Source organism: Streptomyces sp. ADMS, from assembly GCF_033441795.1.
Taxonomy (GTDB): domain Bacteria; phylum Actinomycetota; class Actinomycetes; order Streptomycetales; family Streptomycetaceae; genus Streptomyces.
In genome coordinates, this window is record NZ_JAVFVX010000130.1 from 1 (window position 1) to 18,504 (window position 18,504).

The following is an 18,504-nucleotide window of genomic DNA, read 5'->3' on the forward strand; positions in this document are numbered from 1 at the left end:
CCCCTTGACCCCCAGTCAAGTGCGCTACCAAGCTGCGCCACGTCCCGGTGCGTCGCCCGCGGTTGCCCCGCGTGGTCACGCGAACAGAACCTTACCCCACGTCAGGGGCTGCCCCGGAGGCAGCGGGGTCCGCGCGACAATCGGTGTATGAGCAGTGCGTCGGAGGATCGGGCAGGAATGGGCGGGCGGGACCGGGACGAGGAGGGGAGGGCGCGCAACGCACGGCCCCGGGACGGGCTCGGGCGCCCGCTGCCGTACGGCGAGAGCGGGGTGGCCCGGCAGCCCGAAGGGGTCGTACGCCCTCCCGAGGACAGCGTCGCCGAGGCGCAGGCGTTGCTGGACGCGGGGAAACCCTTCCACGCGCACGAAGTTTTCGAGGACGCCTGGAAGTCGGGGCTGGACGAAGACCGTGGCCTGTGGCGGGGGCTCGCACAGCTGGCCGTGGGACTCACGCATGCCGCACGCGGGAATGTCACGGGCGGTGTCCGGCTGTTGCGGCGCGGAGCCGGCGCGGTGGAGGAGTGGGCCGCCGTGGGTGCGCGTCCGCAGCCGTACGGGATGGACCTCGCGGGCGTCGTCGCCTGGGCGCGGGAGCTGGCGGCGGAGGTGGAGCGGGAGGCCGTGCCCGTCGACGCGGGGGCTCGGGCACCCCGGTTGTCGAGCCGTACCGCCGACGGCTGACCTGGGAAGTCAGCCGCGTTGTCAGTGGAGTGCGGCAGACTCGGGAGCATGCGGAGGATTCATGTCATCGGTATCGGCGCGGGCGACCCCGACCAGCTCACCCTGCAGGCGGTCAGGGTGCTGCGGAGCACCGACGTGTTCTTCTTCCTCGACAAGGGCGAGGCCAGGTCCGACCTCGTGCGGCTGCGGCGGCACCTGCTCGACACGCATGTGCCGGACGGGACGTACCGCCTGGTCGAGGCCCGCGATCCGGGCCGGGACCGGACCGCGGAGGGTGCCGCCTACTCCCCCGCGGTCGGGTACTGGCGCCATGCCCGGGCCGGGATCTACGAGCGGCTGATCGGCGAGGAACTCGGCGCGGACGAGAGCGGGGCGTTCCTGGTGTGGGGCGATCCGTCGTTGTACGACAGCACGCTCGGGATTCTGGAGGAGGTCCTCGGACGGGGCGCGGTGGAGTTCGAGTACGACGTCGTGCCCGGTGTCAGCAGCGTCTCCGCGCTCGCAGCCCGTCACCGCACGGGGCTCAACCGGGTCGCGCGGCCCGTCCAGATCACCACCGGACGGCGGCTCACCGAGGGTTTCCCGGCGGGTGTCGACGACGTGGTGGTGATGCTTGACGCCCATCAGGCCTTCCGGGAGTACGCCGACGGGGACATCGACATCTACTGGGGCGCCTACATAGGCACCCCGGACGAGATCCTCGTCTCCGGGCCGATCGCCGAGGCAGCGCCCCGTATCGAGCGGCTGCGTGCGGAGGTGCGTGAGCGCAAGGGCTGGATCATGGACACGTACCTGCTGCGGCGCAACCCCGGAGAGGACCGGCACGAGCAGCCGTAGACGGGACACCCGAGCGGACCGCCACTCCTTGCACGGGTGTTTCGCGGGTGTGATCGTGACCTCGTGACATCGCCGAGGCCACCGCACCGCGCGCCGGATCATCGGCGACTCCGGCACCCGGCTCGACAGCGCGGGCGCCTGGGCCGTGATGCAGGTCGAGCTGTTCACCCGCATAGTCGGTCACGCGGGCCTCGCCTGATCGCCGCCCGCCGTCACATGCCGCCCGAGGTGCTCGTCCCGGTCTTCGACCGCATGGTCGAGGAGGGCTACCTGACCCGGGCGGGCTCCTTCTTCTCCCACACGGAGGCGGGCGCCCGTGAGGCCGGGGTGATCGGCAGAGCGTGGGCCTCCTGGCGGCCGGGGGGAACAGGACCTGGGCGCCCCTCGGGCGAGGGTCTGCGGGCTTCTGCGGACGCCATCGCCCAACGTCTCCCGGTGGAGGACCTCAGCAGCAGCCTGCCAAGCCGGCCCCCGGCACTGGCGGGAGCCGGGTCGGGTGCGGGTGCGGGAGCGGGGCCGGGAGCGGGAGCGGGAGCGGGAGCGGGAGCGGGAGCGGGAGCGGGGCCGGGAGCGGGAGCGGGAGCGGGGCCGGGAGCGGGAGCGGGAGCGGGGCCGCAGTCGGGGTCGGGCGGGGGCACGTCCGGTGCGTAGCCGGCCTCGCTGATCAGCGCAGTAGCAACTGCGCTCCGCCCAGCACCGTCGCCGCGATCACCAACTGCTCGAACAGCCGCTGGTTGATTCGGTTCACAGCCCATTTGCCGATGAACGCCCCGGGGACCACGAACGCCACGAGCGCCGCGTCAAGCAGCAGCGAGTGGCCGTCGATCAGGCCGAGGCCCGCACTGAAGGGCACCTTCGAGACGTTCACGATCAGGAAGAAGAACGCCGACGTTCCCAGGAAGCCGAGTTTCCGGAAACCGGCCGACAGGAGGTACATCGACATGACCGGGCCGCCCGCGTTGGCGACCATCGTCGTGAAGCCGCCGAGGACACCGTACGAGCGGGCCTTGAAGCGGCCGGCGGGTGTACTCACCCCGTCAGGTTCGTCTCCGTCCGGCTCGGCCTCCGCCCGCCGCCGGCGCCACACCGTCACCCCGGCCATCAGCAGCAGGATCGCCCCGATCGAGGTCCGTACGACCTCGTCGTCCGCCCACACCAGGAACACCGTGCCGACGACCACGCCCACCGCGACCGCCGGGAACAGCCGCCACAAGGTCGGCCAGTGGGCGTGTCTGCGGTAGGTCAGGACGGCGAGTACGTCCCCCGCGATCAGGATCGGCAGCAGCACACCGGTGGACTCGCGGGCGGGCAGGACGGCCGCGAAGATCGCCAGACTGACCGTGTTGGCCCCGCTGACAGCGGTCTTGGAGAAGCCGACGAGCAGCGCCGCGGCGGCGAGCGCGGCGAACTCCCAGTGTGTGATGTGCCAGAGCGTCATCGTGTTCATGCGGACACCGATGCTATGCCCACCCAACTGCCGCCGTGACGGCCGTCTCGCCAGGTGACCCCTGTCGCACCCGACGCGTCGCCGTGGACCGGCCGCGCGGCCCCTGGGAAGATCCACGCAGACCACGCACACCGTCGTCGACGCAGCCGGAGGAGCCATGGCCGAGTCCCGCGAGTACGTCCTCACGGGCACCAGAGGCACGATCGCCGTACGCGAGTGGCCCCGTTCCGCCCGAAGTGATTCCGGCCGTCCGCTCGATCCGCCCCGCTACCTCGCCCTCCTCTCGCACGGGTACGCCGAACACCTGGGCCGCTACGGGGAACTCGCCGGCGCCCTCGTGGCCCACGGCGCGACCGTCCTCGGCCCCGATCACCAGGGGCACGGCAGGTCGGCGGGCGAACGGGCGGTGGTCGAGGACTTCGAGGACGCCGTCACCGATCTGCACTCCGTCGCCGATCGTGCCCGGGCCGCCCACCCGGGCGTACCGGTCGTCCTGGTCGGCCACTCCGCCGGCGGCCTGATCGCGGCCCGCTTCGCGCAGCGGTACGGCGACGAACTCGCCGCGCTCGTCCTGTCGGCGCCCGTACTCGGCAGCTGGGACCTCCCGGGGCGGCTGCTCGCGCTGGACGAGGTCCCCGACCGGCCCATCAGCCCGGCCGCGCTGTCCCGCGATCCCGCGGTCGGGGCGGCGTACGCGGCCGACCCGCTGGTCTGGCACGGTCCGATGAAGCGGCCGACGCTGAAGGCGTTCGTACGGACGCTGGAGACCGTGGCGAAGAGCGGTGACGTCGGACCGCTGCCGCTGCTGTGGCTGCACGGCGACGACGACCGGCTCGTCCCGCTCGCCGGGAGCCGCGTCGGTGTCGAGGAACTGCGCGGCACCGACTGGACCGAGCGGATCTTTCCGGGCGCCCGGCACGAGGTCTTCCTGGAGACGGACCGGGCGGCAGCCTTCGCCGAGCTGACCGCCTTCGTGGACCGTGTGCTCGCGACCCGGGCGGGACGATCCCCCTCCCGGCCGGCTGATCGGCCTCTCTCCGGCCGCTGATCGCTCTGTCGCCTCCAGAGGCTGATTTCGTCACGTTTCCGCCCCTCCGGCCTGGGCACCCGCGTCTCCATGGAGTGGTTGCGGCTGGCAGCCTGCGTGGGAGAGGACCCGGAACTGTTCTTCCCCGTGGGCACGGCAGGGCCGGCGCTGCGGGACACCGCCACCGCGAAACGCGTGTGCGCCCGCTGCCCGGTGCCTCCGCAGTGCCTGGACTGGGCGCTGCGCAGCGGTCAGACCTCGGGCGTGTGGGGCGGCACCTGCGATGGCGAACGCGCCGCACTGCTCCGTACCGCGAGAGAACGGGTCCGGTAACGAGAATCCGGGCCGAGCCACTAGGAGGAGCACCCCATGACTGTTGTGAAGAGCAGCCTGCCCGAGCCGGAGCGCCGGGTCACCGGTGAGGCCCTGCAGGAGACACTGGTGGATCTGCTGGCACTGTCGCTGATCGGGAAGCAGGCCCACTGGAACATCGTGGGGCCGAGGTTCCGTTCGATCCACCTGCACCTCGACGAGGTGGTGTCGGCGGCCCGTGCGTTCTCCGACACGGTCGCGGAGCGCGCGGCGGCCCTGGGCGTGGCGCCGGACGGCCGCCCCGAAACCGTCGCCTCGGCCTCCGTGTTCCAGGGCCCGAAGGACGGCTGGCTCCAGGACACGGAGGTCGTCCAGCTTCTCGTCGAGGCGCTGGCGACGGCGATCGGGCGTCTGCGTGAGCGCATCGAGGTGACGGAGAAGTCCGATCCGGTGACACAGGACCTGCTGATCGGGATCACGGCCGAGCTGGAGAAGCAGCGGTGGATGTTCGAGGCCGAGAACGGTGCGCGCGACGACTGACCCGTTTCCCTGGCCCGCGCCCGACTGCCCGCTTCCGTCCACGCTCAGGTCAACGCCTTGACGGACCGGTCGGTTGCGCGGCAGGGAGCCCACGGCGTCCACCCCGTCGGCCATCGTGGCGAGCCGGCCGGTCGGCTTGCGGGCCCGTAGGCCTGCCGGCACCTCGGCCGGCCTGCCGTGGCGGTACGGACTGTCGCCCCCGCCCCCCGGGTGCACGGCGTTGACGGTCACCACCGCGGTCACGCCCGGGCAGGGCCTCCTCGGGTCTGGCCGCCGAAATGCAAGCCGGCACTGGCGTCATGGAGACGTGGGCGCGGGGTGTGCACGATCCCGGTGCAGCCGGCGAGTTGGGAGTGCCGAAGGGGAAGGCCGGCTTCGATGTGGTAGGCGGTGACCCGGTTCTCGTCGCGCGAGACGCCCGCGAGGACGAGATGGCCGACCCGCCGGGCAGCGGTGATGACCCCCGGGCTGCGAGAGGCCGAAGCCAGGCACCGGGCGCCGGCCTCCTTGGCCACCGTGCCGGCGCGCCGGGCCTCGCGGCGGTGAGGTGACCTCGTCACCACGTGCGACGCCGGATTGCGGGCGAACCCACGCCGGCCAGGACCCCGGTCGCGCGGGCGAGCCCACGCGGGCCCACCCCGCGTTCGGGGCGGGCCTGCCGGATGCGCGCCCCGACGGGCGGCAGGGCGGTGGCGGACACCGGCGGCTCCTCTCGCGCGGGGTTCAGCCCGGTTCCGACCGATGGAGTGCGGTGTCACGCCTTCTCCGTCGGGAAGAGCGCCCGTACCTCCCACCCCTGTGTGTGTCCGGTCGGTGGCCCCGCGCGCAGGTCCCCGCCCAGGGCAGTGACGCGTTCGGAGAGACCGACCAGACCGAAGCCGCCGCCGTGCGCGGCGGCCGGGAGCTGGGTGCCGCCCCGGCCGTCGTCGGTCACCCCGACCTCCAGTCGGCGGCCGACGTACCGGAGCCGGACGGTGATCGCGGTGGCGTCGGCCGCGTGTCGTCGTACGTTCGTCAGCGCTTCCTGGACCACCCGGAACGCGGCCGCCTGCACCTCGTGGGGAAGGTCGTCCGGTACGGCGGGATCGCGGTCGAGAGCGACGTGCTGGACCGGGCTCGCGAAGCCGTCCGTCAGTTCCGCGATACCGGCCAGATCGCCGACGGGCCTGCGATCGGCGGCGTCCGGCCCGGTGTCGCGCAGCACGCCGACGGTACGGCGCATGGACGCGAGGGCCTCGGTGGCCGCGCGTTCGATGCCCGCGAGGACGGTGTCCAGGTTCTCCGGCTGGCTGCTCGCCATCATGCGGGCCATCTGGGTCTGGACGAGGATGCCGGTGACATGGTGGGCGACGAAGTCGTGCAGGTCGGCCGCGATCGCCACCCGTTCCGCCCGCCGCGTCTCGACCACCGCCACGGCCCTCCGGTAGTCCTGCGTGCGCAGGAACGCGGCCGGCCCGGCGACGAGGCCGATCAGGACGAGCGCCACCATCATGAAGCCCAGCAGGTTGGACGTGTCGTCCTGGTAGAAGCGCGCGGGCGTGCCGAGCAGCGCGGCACCGTTCAGGACACCGCAGACCACGGCCCAGGGCTGGGGACAGTGCCGTACCGCGCTGAAGAGCAGACCCAGCAGGACCGCGACCTCGCCCGGACCGAACAGTGCCTGGCGGGTCAGCAGCAGCGAACCCGCCGTGACCGCCAGTGAGGCGACGGCCGGTGCGCCCGTGCGCAGCTGCGGGGTGAGCCACTCCGGCCGCCGCCTGGCCGGCCACAGCAGGGCGGCGAACCCCAGCAGCAGGACGACCGCGTGGGGCCAGACCGCGTAGCCGCTCTCCTCCGCGTCGAGCATGTCGATGATCCCGGCCATGACCAGGAGCGCGACGACGAAGGCCCGGCCGCAGCCGCGGGGCGAATCCGATGTCATGCGGGCCACCGTATGCGCGGACGGCGACGGCGGGATCGGCCGAATGGTCGAGGCGGCCGGCGAGGGGTGGCCGGACGGCCGAGGCGCGCGCCCGTGTCCGCGGGACAGAGTGGAGCCACTTCCCGCCCTCTGCCCCACCTTCAGGAGTACGACATGCAGCGCAAGGCCCTCATCGGCGTGATCGGCGGTGCGACCACCGCGGTCGCCCTGGCCGGCGTCGGAACCTATCTGCTCGCGGGCACCGAGTCGACGACCGCGTTGGACAGCCACACGACGGTGACGGTGGCCGGCCACAGGGCTCTGTCGGGCGACATCGTCGCGGGCCGCGCCCAGAGCAGGTTCCACCCGCTCCCCTGGGTGGGCACGAAGGTCTCCCAGGTGTCCTGCCCGACCGGTCTGAAGGCCGTGGCCGGCGCGCGCATCACGTGCACGGGCCACACCGGCAAGGGCAAGGACATCGACATCCCGGTGACGGTGGTCAAGGCGACGGGCACGTCTGTGACCTGGAAGTTCGAGCGCTGATCAGGGGCGAGGACACGGAGGAGAACGAGAAGATCATGAGCACTGTCCTGGCCGGTCTCGGCCTCACCAAGAAGTACGGCTCCACCACCGCGCTGCACGGCGTGGACGTGAAGGTCGCCGTCCGCGAGTCGCTGGCGATCATGGGCCCGTCGGGGTCCGGGAAATCGACCCTGCTGCACACCCTGGCCGGAGTGGTACGCCCGGACGGCGGAGAGGTCCTGCTGCACGGCGAGCGCATCGACAACCTGGGGGAGAACCGGCTGAGCGAACTGCGCCGCAGGCAGTTCGGATTCGTGTTCCAGTTCGGCCAGTTGCTGCCCGAACTGCGCGCCGAGGAGAACATCGCCCTGCCGCTGATGCTGAACGGCATGCCCCGAGGCCGGGCGGTCGCCCTCGCCCGCCGCTGGTTCGCCCCGCTCGGCCTCGACGGACTGGAGAAGCGCCGCCCCGGTCAGCTGTCCGGCGGCCAGGCCCAGCGCGTCGCGATCGCCCGCGCCCTGGTCGTCCAGCCGGACGTGGTCTTCGCCGACGAGCCGACCGGCGCACTGGACCAGGTCACCAGTGAGGAGGTCGTCCGGCTGCTGACCTCGGTCACCCGTGAGCAGGGCGCCTCCCTGATGATGGTCACGCACGACCCGGACGTCGCCGCCCACTGCGACCGCGTCCTGCAGGTCCGCGACGGCCGCGTATCGGGCCACGAGCAGTACACCGTCACTCCCTGAGCCCACGGTCCGGCGCTCCGACGCCCTGCCCGGCAGGCGGCCCCACACCACGTTGCCCTCCCTCTGCCACCGCTTCCTCCTGCCCTCCGCTCGGCCACGGGCACCGACTGCGCCCCTCGACCGCCAACCGCTCCGCCCTCCCGCGTCCTCACGTCTGCCGGTCACGGCCTCGCCGCCCCTCGCGATCATCCGGAGCCCTCATGTCCTCGCCCGTCCCACAGCTGACGTGGTTTCTCGCGCGCCGCTCCGGCCGCCGCGGCCTGTACAGCCAGTTGCTCGCGGCCGGCGCCGCGGCCGTCGGCGCGCTGATCCTGCTGGTGCTGACGGCCGCCTACTTCGGCAGCGACACCCGCGCCCACGCCACCGCCTGGCGCACCCCCGCCCCCGACCGGCAGGGCACCGCCGTACAGACGCTCGGTACGACGTCTCCTCCTCGGCCCCTTCCTCACGCCACGTCTCGCCCCCTCCCACCCCTGAGGCATGATCGAGCCATGACCCCCGCCCCGCCCAGCCCCCCGATCCGCGTCCTGATCGCGGACGACCAGGACATGGTCCGTACCGGCTTCCGTTTCTTCCTGGACGCCCAGCCCGACATCACCGTGGTCGCCGAGGCCGCCGACGGTGAGGAGGCCGTGGCACTCGCTCGCCGTGAGCGTCCCGACGTGTGCCTGCTGGACATCCGGATGCCCAAACTCGACGGCCTGGAGGCGACCCGGCTGCTGGCCGGCCCCGGTGTCGCCGACCCGATGCGGGTCGTCGTGGTCACCACCTTCGACCTCGACGAGTACGTGTTCGGGGCACTGCGCGGCGGCGCCTGCGGATTCCTGCTCAAGGACTCGGGGCCCACCCTGCTCGCGGAGGCGGTACGGGCGGCGGCGGCCGGTGACTCCCTTGTGTCACCGTCGGTCACGGTCCGTCTGCTCCAGCACATCACCGCCCCGCAGGCCACCAAGTCACGTCCGGCGGCCTTGGCCCCGGTCTCCGCGGCGACCCTCAGAGAACCGCTCACCGAACGGGAACTCGACGTGGTCCGGCTGGTCGCCCTGGGGCACACCAACGCCGAGATCGCCGCCTCGCTGTTCGTCTCCCTCTCCACGGTCAAGACGCATCTGTCGAGCGTGCAGCTGAAACTGGCCGCGCGGAACCGGGTGGAGATCGCTGCGTGGGCCTGGCAGAACGGACATGCGCGCCCGGAGGCGTGAGGGCGGCGGCCACTCGGATGTGGCGCGTTCGACGTGGAGCGGCTCTGCAGAAACAGGACGAGTTGAAAGTACGATCAGCCAATGTCTGACATGATCGAAACCACGCCCGGCTGGCTGGCACCCGACGAGCTCGAACAGTCTCGCGCACGGATGCCGATCCTGTACGTCGAAGCCGTACCGGTGCGCGTCGACGACAACGGCGAAGTCACCAGCATCGGTCTGCTCCTGCGCATCGGATCGGACGGCAACGTCAGCCGCGCTCTGGTGTCGGGCCGCGTCCTGCACCACGAGCGCGTGCGCGACGCCCTCCTGCGCAACCTGGAGAAGGACCTCGGCCCGGTGGCACTGCCCAGGGTCCCGGCCTCCCCGCAGCCCTTCACCGTCGCGGAGTACTTCCCGACGCTGGGGGTCACCCCGTTCCACGACCCGCGCCAGCACGCTGTGTCCCTCGCCTACATCGTCCCCGTCGCCGGCGACTGCCGCCCCCGCCAGGACGCCCTCGACCTGGTCTGGTTCAGCCCGGAGGAGGCCTCCTCCCCCATGGTCCAGAACGAGATGCCGGGCGGTCAGGGAGTCCTCCTCAAGCAGGCCCTGGCGCATGTCGGCCGCCTGTCCTGAACAGGGCGGACAATCAATACCCAGGAATTACCAAGGTTTGCACAGCATTCCCATGGGAATTGAATTCTGGGATTTCCACTAACGCTGTGCGGGGCCGTGTTAAGTTTCCTTTCATCGGGCGGCGGGGTGGCCCGGGGCGACAGTCCTGATCCCCTCGTCCGCCCGCGCGGAATTCCCCGTGCAGTACTGGAAACTCAGAAGGAGTCAGTATGAGCTTCAGGGTTGTCGCCCCGCTCACCCCCCGTCGGAACGCGAACGCGGACCCGAACGCCAATCGGTTCCCGCAGCCCCCGCAGGACGCACAGCAGGCGCGCCGTCGGCGCCCGCGCCCGGGCGAGCCCGTGCCGCCCCGAGCCGGCAACTGACGTACAAGCCCTGCTCACACGGGAGGGCCGGTGGTGTTCCACCGGCCCTCCCGGCGTTTCCACTCCGCAGCACTGTGTGCATCACAGGAGAATCATGCGTGCGACCAAGGGTTTTTCAGGGATTGATCATCCTCGAAGTGTTCCGCCGGGTATTGAATTGTCCGCGTACGGGTTTCCGATCAATTCAGAAAAGGGCGAAAAGGCCGAGGAATACGAGCCGTACGCCACCCCCGACGTCCCCGCGCGCACAGCCTTCCGCCGTTTCTGGCCCATGACAAGGGGGCTGCGGCGCTGGCTCGTGGCCGTCTGGCTGTGCACCGTACTCGGTGCGCTCGCCGAGACGTCCGCCATCCTGCTCTTCGGCGACCTCACCGACAACGCGCTGCAGAACGGCTCGCTGGACGCCTTCTGGACACCCGCCGCGCAGTGGCTCGGCATCGCCGTGGTGGGCGCGGCCGTCGGGTACGCGGGCGGTTCCCTCTCCGTGTGGGTGTCGGAGCGGTTCGTGATGCGGCTGCGCGAGCGCGTCTTCGACCATGTGCAGAAACTGCCCCCGCACTTCTTCCAGCGCCACCGGCAGGGCGATCTGCTCTCCCGGCTGACCGGTGACATCGAGGCCATCGAGCAGATGGCCGTCTCCGGCCTCATCGGTACCGCGTCCGCGCTGTTCAGTGCCGTCTTCTACGCGGCGGCCGCGTTCTGGCTGCAGTGGGACCTCGCCGCGGCGACCTTCGCCCTCGCCCCGCTGTTCTGGCTGGCCGCACGGAGGTTCTCCGCCGGCGTCAAGTCCGTCGCCCGGGACGGCCGGGTAGCCGACGGCGCGGTCACCTCCGTGGTGGAGGAATCCCTCGGCAACCTCGTCCTCACCCAGGCGTACGGCCGCGAGGACGCCGAGCGGCGCCGGCTGAAGCAGGAGGCCACCGCGTGGTTCCGGGCCTCCGTACGCTCGGCCCGACTCAACCAGGCGTACGGACAGCTCGTCCAGGTCATCGAGACGATCTGTGTGCTGGCCGTGATCGGCATCGGTGTCTGGGAGATCTCCGAAGGACAGATGACGCTCGGCCAGCTGCTCGCGTTCGCCGCCCTCCTCAGCTACCTGTACCCGCCCATCCGCAGCCTCGCCCAGCTGGGCCTCCTCGTCACCGCCGCCACGGCAGGAGCCGAACGGCTCATCGAGGTGCTGGACGCCCGGCCCGCCGTCTCCGACCCGGCCGGCCCCGCCCGCACCGGAACCGGGCGGCCCGACGGCAGCGTCGAGATACGCGACGTCTCCTTCCGCTATCCGGGCGCCGACGCCACGGCACTCGACGCGCTGTCGTTCACCGTGCGCCCGGGCGAACTGGTGATCGTCACGGGCCCGAGCGGCGCCGGCAAGTCCACCCTCTCCAAGCTCCTGCTGCGCTTCTACGACCCCGACTCCGGCGCCGTCCTCCTGGACGGCACCCCGCTGACCGACTTCCCGCTGGACCGGCTGCGCGAGTACGTCGCCCTGCTGCCGCAGGAGACGCTGGTCCTGCACGACACGGTCCGCGCCAACATCGCCTGCGGCCGGCCCGGAGCCAGCGACCACGCCGTCGAGGAGGCGGCCCGTACGGCCGACGCACACGGCTTCATCACCGCGCTCCCCGACGGGTACGACACCCAGGTCGACCCCAACTCGGCGCGGCTGTCCGGCGGCCAGTTGCAGCGCCTCGCCATCGCCAGGGCCGTACTGCGCGACGCACCGGTCCTCGTCCTCGACGAGCCCACCACCGGGCTCGACGCGATCGCCTCCCGCCGCATCGTCGAACCACTGCGCCGTCTGATGGCCGGCCGCACCACGATCGTGATCACGCACGACCTGGACCTGGCCCCCGACGCCGACCGCATCCTCGTCATCGACCAGGGCCGCGTCACGGAGACCGGGCGCCACGACGAACTCCTCGCCCTGGGCGGCACCTACGCCCGCCTGCACAGCTCCCGAAGGGAGAAGACGTCCACGGACCGGGCCGAGCCGTTCCCGCCCTTGCTCACGCCTCCCCCGTACGCCGTCCACCGCGGCGGACAGGCGTCCTGGGCACGAACACCCCCTCAGACGGCGACGAGTTCCATGCCGACGTAGCTGACCGCTCCGGTCGGCCTGCCGAGCGTGTCGAAGTCGCCGTCCACTGGCGGTTCGCGGACAGCAGTCACTTCACTTCATCCGTGCCTTCGAGAAGCGGTACGGCCAGACGACCACCGAGTTCGTCCGGTCGGCCGTGCGCCCGCTGCCATCGGCACCCGGCGACGACGAGCAGGGGTGAGCACAGATCGAGCAGGCGTTGCGCCTACGACGGTCCCGCGCGCGTATGAAGGCATTGGCGGCCGTCGCCGACAAGCACGGGTGCACCCCCGACCGACGCCGCACGGCGGATACGGCTCGTTGCCCAGGTTTGCCCGGGTGGGGGGCGGAACCCCTGGTGCTCCTGAGGACTTTCAGGAGCACCAGGGCCACCTCTCGATCAGGCGATCTCGACGAGCAGATCGCCGCCCTCCACCTGCTGGATACTGGTGATGGCCAGCCTCGTCACCTTCCCGGCCTTCGAGGCGGTGACCGCGGCTTCCATCTTCATCGCCTCGATGGTGGCCACCGTGGCGCCGACCGCCACCTCGTCCCCCTCGGCGACAGCGAGTGTCACCACTCCGGCGAACGGCGCGGCGACATGCCCGGGGTTGGTCCGGTCCGCCTTCTCCGTCACCGGGATGTCGGAGGACACCGCGGTGTCACGCACCTGGATCGGCCGCAGTTGGCCGTTCAGCGTGGACATCACGGTGCGCATGCCGCGTTCGTCGGCCTCGCCCATGGCCTCCAGCTCGATGAGCAGCCGTACGCCCGGTTCGAGGTCGACGGCGTACTCCTTCCCGGGACGCAGCCCGTAGAAGAAGTCCTTGCTGTCCAGCACGCTGGTGTCGCCGTAGGTCTGACGGTGTGTCTCGTACTCGCGTGCCGGCCCCGGGAACAGCAGGCGGTTGAGGGTCGCCCGGCGGTCCTTCACCAGTCCCGTACGGTCGTCCGCGGTCAGTTCCGCCATGGGCTTGGGTGCGGCGCGGCCCTCCAGTGCCTTGGTGCGGAACGGCTCCGGCCAGCCGCCGGGCGGGTTGCCCAGCTCGCCGCGCAGGAAGCCGATGACGGAGTCGGGGATGTCGAACCTGTTCGGCGTGGCCTCGAAGTCCTCCGGCGAGACGTCGGCGCCCACCAGGTGGAGCGCGAGGTCACCGACCACCTTCGACGAGGGGGTGACCTTCACCAGCCGGCCGAGGATCCGGTCGGCGGCGGCGTACATCGCCTCGATCTCCTCGAAGCGGTCGCCGAGGCCCAGCGCGACCGCCTGGGTGCGCAGGTTGGACAGCTGTCCGCCGGGGATCTCGTGGTGGTAGACCCGCCCGGTCGGCGAGGCGAGGCCCGCCTCGAACGGTGCGTAGATCTTTCGGACGCTCTCCCAGTACGGCTCCAGGTCGCCCACGGCCTGCAGGCTCAGCCCGGTGGGCCGCTCGGAGTAGTCGGTCGCGGCGACGATGCCCGACAGTGACGGCTGCGAGGTGGTGCCCGCCATCGACGCCACCGCGCCGTCGACCGCGTCCGCGCCGGCCTGGATCGCGGCGAGGTAGGTGGCGAGCTGACCGCCCGCGGTGTCGTGGGTGTGCAGGTGCACCGGCAGGTCGAACTCGCGGCGCAACGCCGATACGAGGGTCGCGGCTGCCGGGGCCCGCAGCAGGCCGGCCATGTCCTTGACGGCCAGGACGTGGGCGCCCGCGTCGACGATCTGCTCGGCCAGCCGGAGGTAGTAGTCCAGGGTGTAGAGCCGCTCGGACGGGTCGGACAGGTCGGCCGTGTAGCACAGGGCGACCTCGGCGACCGCTGTTCCCGTCTCTCGCACGGCGTCGATGGCGGGCCGCATCTGCCCGACGTCGTTCAGCGCGTCGAAGATCCGGAAGATGTCGATGCCGGTGGCCGCGGCCTCCTGCACGAAGGCGTCGGTCACCTCCGTCGGGTACGGCGTGTAGCCCACGGTGTTGCGGCCGCGCAGCAGCATCTGCAGACAGATGTTCGGCACCGCCTCGCGGAACGCGGCCAGGCGTTCCCAGGGGTCCTCGGCCAGGAAGCGCAGCGCGACGTCGTAGGTGGCGCCGCCCCAGCACTCCAGGGACAGCAGTTGGGGCAGGGTCCGCGCCACCACCGGGGCGACGGCGAGCATGTCCCTGGTACGGACCCGCGTGGCCAGCAGCGACTGGTGGGCGTCGCGGAACGTGGTGTCGGTGACGCCGATGGCCGGTGACTCGCGCAGCCACCGGGCGAATCCCTCCGGACCCAGTTCGACGAGGCGCTGCCGGGAACCGGCGGGCGGTTCCGTGTCCGGCAGGGTCGGGATCTTGGTGACCGGGTCGATCAGCTCGGGCCGTTCACCGTGCGGCTTGTTCACCGTGACGTCGGCGAGGTAGGTGAGCAGCTTCGTACCGCGGTCGGCGGAGTGACGTGCCGTGAGCAGGTGGGGCCGCTTCTCGATGAACGACGTCGTGACCTGGCCGGCCCGGAAGTCCGGGTCGTCGAGCACGGCCTGCAGGAACGGGATGTTGGTGGCCACGCCGCGGATGCGGAACTCGGCCACGGCACGCCGGGCCCGGCCGATGGCGGTCCCGAAGTCACGGCCCCGGCAGGTGAGTTTGACCAGCATCGAGTCGAAGTGCGCGCTGATCTCCGTGCCGGCGTGGGTGGTGCCGCCGTCCAGCCGGATTCCGGAGCCGCCGGGCGAGCGGTACGCGCTGATCCTGCCGGTGTCCGGGCGGAAACCGTTGGCGGGGTCCTCGGTGGTGATACGGCACTGCAGCGCGGCACCGTGCAGAGTGACGGTCTCCTGGGAGAGCCCGAGGTCGGCCAGGGTCTCGCCGGAGGCGATGCGCAGCTGGGACTGCACCAGGTCGACGTCGGTGACCTCCTCGGTCACCGTGTGCTCGACCTGGATGCGCGGGTTCATCTCGATGAAGACGTGGTTGCCCTCACGGTCGAGCAGGAACTCCACGGTGCCGGCGTTGCGGTAGCCGATCTCCCGGGCGAACCGCACGGCGTCGGCACAGATCCGGTCCCGCAGGTCCGGGTCGAGGTTCGGCGCGGGGGCCAGCTCGATCACCTTCTGGTGGCGCCGCTGCACCGAACAGTCGCGCTCGAACAGGTGGATGACGTTGCCCTGCCCGTCGGCGAGGATCTGCACCTCGATGTGGCGCGGCTCGACGACGGCCTTCTCCAGGAAGACCGTGGGGTCACCGAACGCGGAGGCCGCCTCGCGCGCCGCGGCCTCGATGGACTCGCGCAGCTGGGCGGGTTCCTCGACCCGCCGCATGCCGCGCCCGCCACCGCCGGCGACCGCCTTGACGAAGACGGGGAAGCCGACCTCCTCTGCGGCGCGGACGAGTTCGTCCACGTCCGTGGAGGGCGCCGAGGAGCCCAGCACCGGTACGCCGGCCGCGCGGGCGGCGGCCACCGCGCGCGCCTTGTTGCCGGTCAGCTCCAGAGTGTCCGCGCTCGGCCCGACGAACGTGATGCCGGCCTCCTCGCAGGCGCGCGCCAGCTCGGGGTTCTCGGACAGGAACCCGTAGCCCGGATACACGGCGTCCGCTCCCGCCTGTCGCGCCGCGCGGACGACCTCCTCCACGGAGAGGTACGCGCGTACCGGGTGTCCCGGCAGGCCGATCTCGTAGGCCTCGTCGGCCTTCAACCGGTGCAGTGAATTGCGGTCCTCGTGCGGGAAGACGGCCACGGTCCGCGCGCCCAGCTCATAGCTGGCGCGGAACGCGCGAATCGCGATCTCACCACGGTTGGCGACCAGCACCTTGCGGAACATCCTGGATCCCTTCAGCCTGCCGGTGACGCGACCATGGTGTCGGCCTGGCCCGGCTCGCGCCATGTGAACCGGGCCACTCCTACCCAGCATGACCGCCTTCAGTGCAGGTCGGCCCGCGCCGGGCTGTCGTCGACGGGATCGTCGAGGAAGCCGCCCGACTGGTGCTGCCACAGTTTCGCGTACGCACCCTCCGACGCGAGCAGCTCCTGGTGCGTGCCCTGCTCGACGATCCGTCCCCGGTCGAGGACGACGAGCCGGTCCATGGTGGCGACCGTGCTGAGCCGGTGCGCCACCACGAGCGCCGTCCGTCCCTCCATGAGCCGCCACAGCGCCTCCTGGACGAGGACCTCGCTCTCGGAGTCGAGGGCGCTGGTGGCCTCGTCGAGCAGCAGGATCGGCGCGTCGCGCAGGATCGCCCGGGCCAGAGCGACCCGCTGACGCTGCCCGCCGGACAGCTTGACCCCGCGCTCGCCCACCATGGTGTCGAAGCCGTCCGGCAGCGCGTCGGCGAACTCCGTGACGTGCGCAGCCCCGGCCGCACGGCGGATATCGGCGTCGGTGGCGTCCGGCCGGGCGAACGCGATGTTGTCCCGCAGGGTGCGGTGGAACATCGCCGGGTCCTGCGGCACGTAGCCGATGAGGCCGCGCAGGTCCGCCTGGCGCAGCCGGCTGATGTCCTGGCCCCCGATCAGGATCCGGCCGGCGTCGATGTCCGTCATCCGCAGCAGGAGCCGGCTGAGCGTGGTCTTGCCCCCGCCGGAACGGCCGACGAGGCCGAACTTCGCCCCGCTGGGCACCGCCAGGTCGAGCCCCCGGAAGAGCGGCTCCGCGCCCGCGTGGGCGAAGGTCACGTTCTCGAAACGGACGTCGGCGGCCTGGGACCGCAGGGCCTCCGGCGACGCCGGGTCGAGCACGGTGGGCGAGGTCAGCAGCAGTTCGGTGAACTGCGCGGCCTCCGTCATCGAGCTCTCCAGCCGGCGGTAGATCTGGTTGAACTCGAACATGATCCGCGTCGCGTTGGCGTAGTACGTGAAGGCGACGACGACCGCCTCCACGCCGTGTTCTCCCCCGCCGAGGGTGACCGCGAGCAGCAGGCCCAGGGCGTTGGTCAGCACGGACAGGGGTGCGACCAGGGTGTCGATGCGCAGGTTGCCGTAGTCCCACGACCTCAGCATGAGCCGCCGCGACACGGCGACCCGGGACCGGTGCTCGGCGGCCTCCCGCTCCTCGGCCGCGAACGCCCGGACCGTGTCCATGTTCATCAGGCTGTCGGCGACATGGCCTGACACCCGGGCGATCGCCTCCTCGCGCTTGTCGACGAGTGCCTGACGGCGCCGGACGAGGGGCATCACGCACAGCGCCGTCAGGGTGATCATCGTCAACAGGCCGACTACGAGCAGTGGTTCGTAACGCCACAGCACCACCGACCCGAACACGAGCGGCACGAGGCTGCCCACGACCTGGAAGGTCAGTGTGTCGACGAACTCCTCGAACCGGGAGGCGAAGCTCAGTACCCGCTTGGTCAGCGACCCGGCGAAGTTGTCGTGGAAGAACGCGGCGTCCTTGGCGAACAACTCGTCCATGCCGATCACGTACAGATGCTCGATCCCGCGGGCGTCAACGCGGTTCAGACAGTGCAGGCCCATGCGCCACAGCACCTCCGAGAGCAGCAGGACGCCGGCGAAGCCGAGGACGTAGGGCAGCGCCGAGCCGAAGGTGATGATGTCGTCGCCGGCGATACGGCCGACGAGCTTCGCGACGACCAGCGGCGCGATGTAGTAGAGGCCGATGTTGCCCAGCGCCGGCAGCAGCATCGCGGGTGCCGTCAGCCGCCGGAGGCGGGCCAACTCCCGTCCGTAGTAACGAAGTGCGAGGAGCACCGGGCCCTTGCCCGGCGAGACCTCGCGCGATTCAGGCGATCCCATCCCAACCCTGTGGTGTCGTAAGCCGGCCCGGCGCGTATTTCGGGCATTCGGGCATCGCAGTGTCCCGCGTCGCCGCCCGGGGAGTCCAAGCGTTTTTCTCGGCCGACGATGTGGCCGACGGCAGCTGCGGGGGTCGTCGCATTCTGCGACGGTGGCTGACACGACGGTACTGAGCCGGCGCAGTCGCTTCGGCGCGCCCGTACCAGAGGTGGACGGCCTGTTGGAGGCGGTCGAACGGCACGGTGACACGGTGGAACTGCACAGCGTGGCCCACCACTTGGACACCACCAGTCCTACCGAGAAGGCAACGGCCCTTGAGGGCTGTCTCACGGTTCTGGAAAAGTGCCGGAGCCGGGGGCTGCGTCCGCGGGCGGTGGACGTCGGTGGCGGATAAACCCTGGTGGGCGGGCGCGGCCGACAAGCCGGAGCTCGCGGACCTGCTCGCCGAACGCCGCCGCGGAACGGCGCGGGCGGCGGAACCGGGCTGCCCCTGTCCGCGCATGTACGGCTGCTGCGGCAGGCAGGTTTCA

General features: G+C 71.4%; 18 protein-coding genes and 1 pseudogene. 13 read left to right on the forward strand and 6 right to left on the reverse strand.

Annotated elements, in window-relative coordinates; all coding sequences use genetic code 11:
- Positions 1-147: 147 nt before the first annotated feature.
- The 3 genes and pseudogenes from RB628_RS34735 to RB628_RS34745 form a co-directional block, all read left to right on the forward strand.
- Positions 148-681 (forward strand): DUF309 domain-containing protein, encoded by a 534-nt coding sequence (locus RB628_RS34735; RefSeq protein ID WP_318324615.1) that lies wholly within the window; start codon positions 148-150, stop codon positions 679-681.
- Between the two features lie 48 nt (positions 682-729).
- Positions 730-1,518, forward strand: coding sequence for a precorrin-6A synthase (deacetylating) (cobF, locus tag RB628_RS34740; protein WP_318324616.1), 789 nt, complete (start codon positions 730-732; stop codon positions 1,516-1,518).
- A gap of 85 nt (positions 1,519-1,603) precedes the next feature.
- Positions 1,604-2,007, forward strand: a pseudogene (locus tag RB628_RS34745) (MFS transporter); the annotation flags it as partial.
- Positions 2,008-2,182: 175 nt separating this feature from the next.
- Here the strand turns inward: RB628_RS34745 and RB628_RS34750 are convergent.
- Positions 2,183-2,965 carry a sulfite exporter TauE/SafE family protein gene (locus tag RB628_RS34750; RefSeq protein ID WP_318324617.1) on the reverse strand — a complete coding sequence of 261 codons (783 nt, stop codon included), beginning with the start codon at positions 2,963-2,965 and terminating at the stop codon, positions 2,183-2,185.
- A gap of 157 nt (positions 2,966-3,122) precedes the next feature.
- Here RB628_RS34750 and RB628_RS34755 point away from each other — a divergent pair, with 157 nt between their 5' ends.
- The 3 genes from RB628_RS34755 to RB628_RS34765 all read left to right on the forward strand — a co-directional run bounded on the left by RB628_RS34755 (position 3,123) and on the right by RB628_RS34765 (position 4,844).
- The gene (locus RB628_RS34755) at positions 3,123-4,013 is read left to right on the forward strand and encodes an alpha/beta hydrolase (protein ID WP_318324618.1); all 891 of its coding nucleotides are present in this window, start codon (positions 3,123-3,125) and stop codon (positions 4,011-4,013) included.
- Positions 4,014-4,082: 69 nt separating this feature from the next.
- Positions 4,083-4,325: a WhiB family transcriptional regulator gene (locus RB628_RS34760; protein WP_318324619.1), complete on the forward strand. Its 243-nt coding sequence runs from the start codon at positions 4,083-4,085 to the stop codon at positions 4,323-4,325.
- 36 nt (positions 4,326-4,361) lie between these two features.
- A complete protein-coding gene (locus RB628_RS34765; RefSeq protein WP_318324620.1) occupies positions 4,362-4,844 on the forward strand; it encodes a DNA starvation/stationary phase protection protein in 483 nt (160 codons plus the stop codon).
- A gap of 239 nt (positions 4,845-5,083) precedes the next feature.
- Here RB628_RS34765 and RB628_RS34770 read toward each other — a convergent pair whose 3' ends face one another.
- From RB628_RS34770 to RB628_RS34780, 3 genes are read right to left on the reverse strand one after another with little or no spacing between them, the layout of a single operon-like run.
- Positions 5,084-5,404 (reverse strand): hypothetical protein, encoded by a 321-nt coding sequence (locus RB628_RS34770; protein WP_318324621.1) that lies wholly within the window; start codon positions 5,402-5,404, stop codon positions 5,084-5,086.
- Complete coding sequence (locus RB628_RS34775) at positions 5,401-5,544, reverse strand: hypothetical protein (RefSeq protein WP_318324622.1); 144 nt, start codon at positions 5,542-5,544, stop codon at positions 5,401-5,403. Before RB628_RS34775 ends, RB628_RS34770 begins: the two co-directional genes overlap by 4 nt.
- 54 nt (positions 5,545-5,598) lie before the next feature.
- A complete protein-coding gene (locus RB628_RS34780) occupies positions 5,599-6,765 on the reverse strand; it encodes a sensor histidine kinase (protein WP_318324623.1) in 1,167 nt (388 codons plus the stop codon).
- Positions 6,766-6,918: 153 nt separating this feature from the next.
- On the opposite strand from RB628_RS34780, the gene RB628_RS34785 reads away from it, so the two are divergent.
- The 6 genes from RB628_RS34785 to RB628_RS34810 all read left to right on the forward strand — a co-directional run bounded on the left by RB628_RS34785 (position 6,919) and on the right by RB628_RS34810 (position 12,295).
- Positions 6,919-7,287 carry a DUF4333 domain-containing protein gene (locus tag RB628_RS34785; RefSeq protein ID WP_318324624.1) on the forward strand — a complete coding sequence of 123 codons (369 nt, stop codon included), beginning with the start codon at positions 6,919-6,921 and terminating at the stop codon, positions 7,285-7,287.
- A gap of 35 nt (positions 7,288-7,322) precedes the next feature.
- On the forward strand, positions 7,323-8,009 hold the full coding sequence (locus RB628_RS34790; RefSeq protein ID WP_318324625.1) for an ABC transporter ATP-binding protein: 687 nt from the start codon (positions 7,323-7,325) through the stop codon (positions 8,007-8,009).
- 491 nt (positions 8,010-8,500) lie between these two features.
- Positions 8,501-9,211, forward strand: a complete 711-nt coding sequence (locus RB628_RS34795) for a response regulator transcription factor (RefSeq protein WP_318324631.1) — start codon at positions 8,501-8,503, stop codon at positions 9,209-9,211.
- Between the two features lie 90 nt (positions 9,212-9,301).
- On the forward strand, positions 9,302-9,829 hold the full coding sequence (locus RB628_RS34800; protein ID WP_318324632.1) for an NUDIX hydrolase family protein: 528 nt from the start codon (positions 9,302-9,304) through the stop codon (positions 9,827-9,829).
- 209 nt (positions 9,830-10,038) lie between these two features.
- The gene (locus tag RB628_RS34805; protein WP_318324626.1) at positions 10,039-10,194 is read left to right on the forward strand and encodes a hypothetical protein; all 156 of its coding nucleotides are present in this window, start codon (positions 10,039-10,041) and stop codon (positions 10,192-10,194) included.
- A 271-nt stretch (positions 10,195-10,465) separates the two neighbouring features.
- Positions 10,466-12,295, forward strand: a complete 1,830-nt coding sequence (locus RB628_RS34810) for an ABC transporter ATP-binding protein (protein ID WP_318324627.1) — start codon at positions 10,466-10,468, stop codon at positions 12,293-12,295.
- 379 nt (positions 12,296-12,674) lie between these two features.
- On the opposite strand, the gene RB628_RS34815 is transcribed toward RB628_RS34810, so the two are convergent.
- Together RB628_RS34815 and RB628_RS34820 are read right to left on the reverse strand one after the other, a co-directional pair.
- Positions 12,675-16,049: a pyruvate carboxylase gene (locus tag RB628_RS34815; RefSeq protein ID WP_318324628.1), complete on the reverse strand. Its 3,375-nt coding sequence runs from the start codon at positions 16,047-16,049 to the stop codon at positions 12,675-12,677.
- A gap of 98 nt (positions 16,050-16,147) precedes the next feature.
- On the reverse strand, positions 16,148-17,974 hold the full coding sequence (locus tag RB628_RS34820; protein ID WP_318324629.1) for an ABC transporter ATP-binding protein: 1,827 nt from the start codon (positions 17,972-17,974) through the stop codon (positions 16,148-16,150).
- A gap of 151 nt (positions 17,975-18,125) precedes the next feature.
- Between RB628_RS34820 and RB628_RS34825 the strand changes: the two genes are divergently transcribed.
- Positions 18,126-18,368, forward strand: coding sequence for a hypothetical protein (locus RB628_RS34825; RefSeq protein ID WP_318324630.1), 243 nt, complete (start codon positions 18,126-18,128; stop codon positions 18,366-18,368).
- The last annotated feature ends 136 nt before the right edge of the window (positions 18,369-18,504 follow it).

What these genes read in the sequence shown, in the direction of transcription:
- RB628_RS34735 (WP_318324615.1), top strand. Translation starts at nt 148, where the DNA reads ATGAGCAGTGCGTCGGAGGATCGGGCAGGAATGGGCGGGCGGGACCGG.
- cobF (WP_318324616.1), top strand. Translation starts at nt 730, where the DNA reads ATGCGGAGGATTCATGTCATCGGTATCGGCGCGGGCGACCCCGACCAG.
- RB628_RS34750 (WP_318324617.1), bottom strand. Translation starts at nt 2,965, where the DNA reads ATGAACACGATGACGCTCTGGCACATCACACACTGGGAGTTCGCCGCG.
- RB628_RS34755 (WP_318324618.1), top strand. Translation starts at nt 3,123, where the DNA reads ATGGCCGAGTCCCGCGAGTACGTCCTCACGGGCACCAGAGGCACGATC.
- RB628_RS34760 (WP_318324619.1), top strand. Translation starts at nt 4,083, where the DNA reads ATGGAGTGGTTGCGGCTGGCAGCCTGCGTGGGAGAGGACCCGGAACTG.
- RB628_RS34765 (WP_318324620.1), top strand. Translation starts at nt 4,362, where the DNA reads ATGACTGTTGTGAAGAGCAGCCTGCCCGAGCCGGAGCGCCGGGTCACC.
- RB628_RS34780 (WP_318324623.1), bottom strand. Translation starts at nt 6,765, where the DNA reads ATGACATCGGATTCGCCCCGCGGCTGCGGCCGGGCCTTCGTCGTCGCG.
- RB628_RS34785 (WP_318324624.1), top strand. Translation starts at nt 6,919, where the DNA reads ATGCAGCGCAAGGCCCTCATCGGCGTGATCGGCGGTGCGACCACCGCG.
- RB628_RS34790 (WP_318324625.1), top strand. Translation starts at nt 7,323, where the DNA reads ATGAGCACTGTCCTGGCCGGTCTCGGCCTCACCAAGAAGTACGGCTCC.
- RB628_RS34795 (WP_318324631.1), top strand. Translation starts at nt 8,501, where the DNA reads ATGACCCCCGCCCCGCCCAGCCCCCCGATCCGCGTCCTGATCGCGGAC.
- RB628_RS34800 (WP_318324632.1), top strand. Translation starts at nt 9,302, where the DNA reads ATGATCGAAACCACGCCCGGCTGGCTGGCACCCGACGAGCTCGAACAG.
- RB628_RS34805 (WP_318324626.1), top strand. Translation starts at nt 10,039, where the DNA reads ATGAGCTTCAGGGTTGTCGCCCCGCTCACCCCCCGTCGGAACGCGAAC.
- RB628_RS34810 (WP_318324627.1), top strand. Translation starts at nt 10,466, where the DNA reads ATGACAAGGGGGCTGCGGCGCTGGCTCGTGGCCGTCTGGCTGTGCACC.
- RB628_RS34815 (WP_318324628.1), bottom strand. Translation starts at nt 16,049, where the DNA reads ATGTTCCGCAAGGTGCTGGTCGCCAACCGTGGTGAGATCGCGATTCGC.
- RB628_RS34820 (WP_318324629.1), bottom strand. Translation starts at nt 17,974, where the DNA reads ATGGGATCGCCTGAATCGCGCGAGGTCTCGCCGGGCAAGGGCCCGGTG.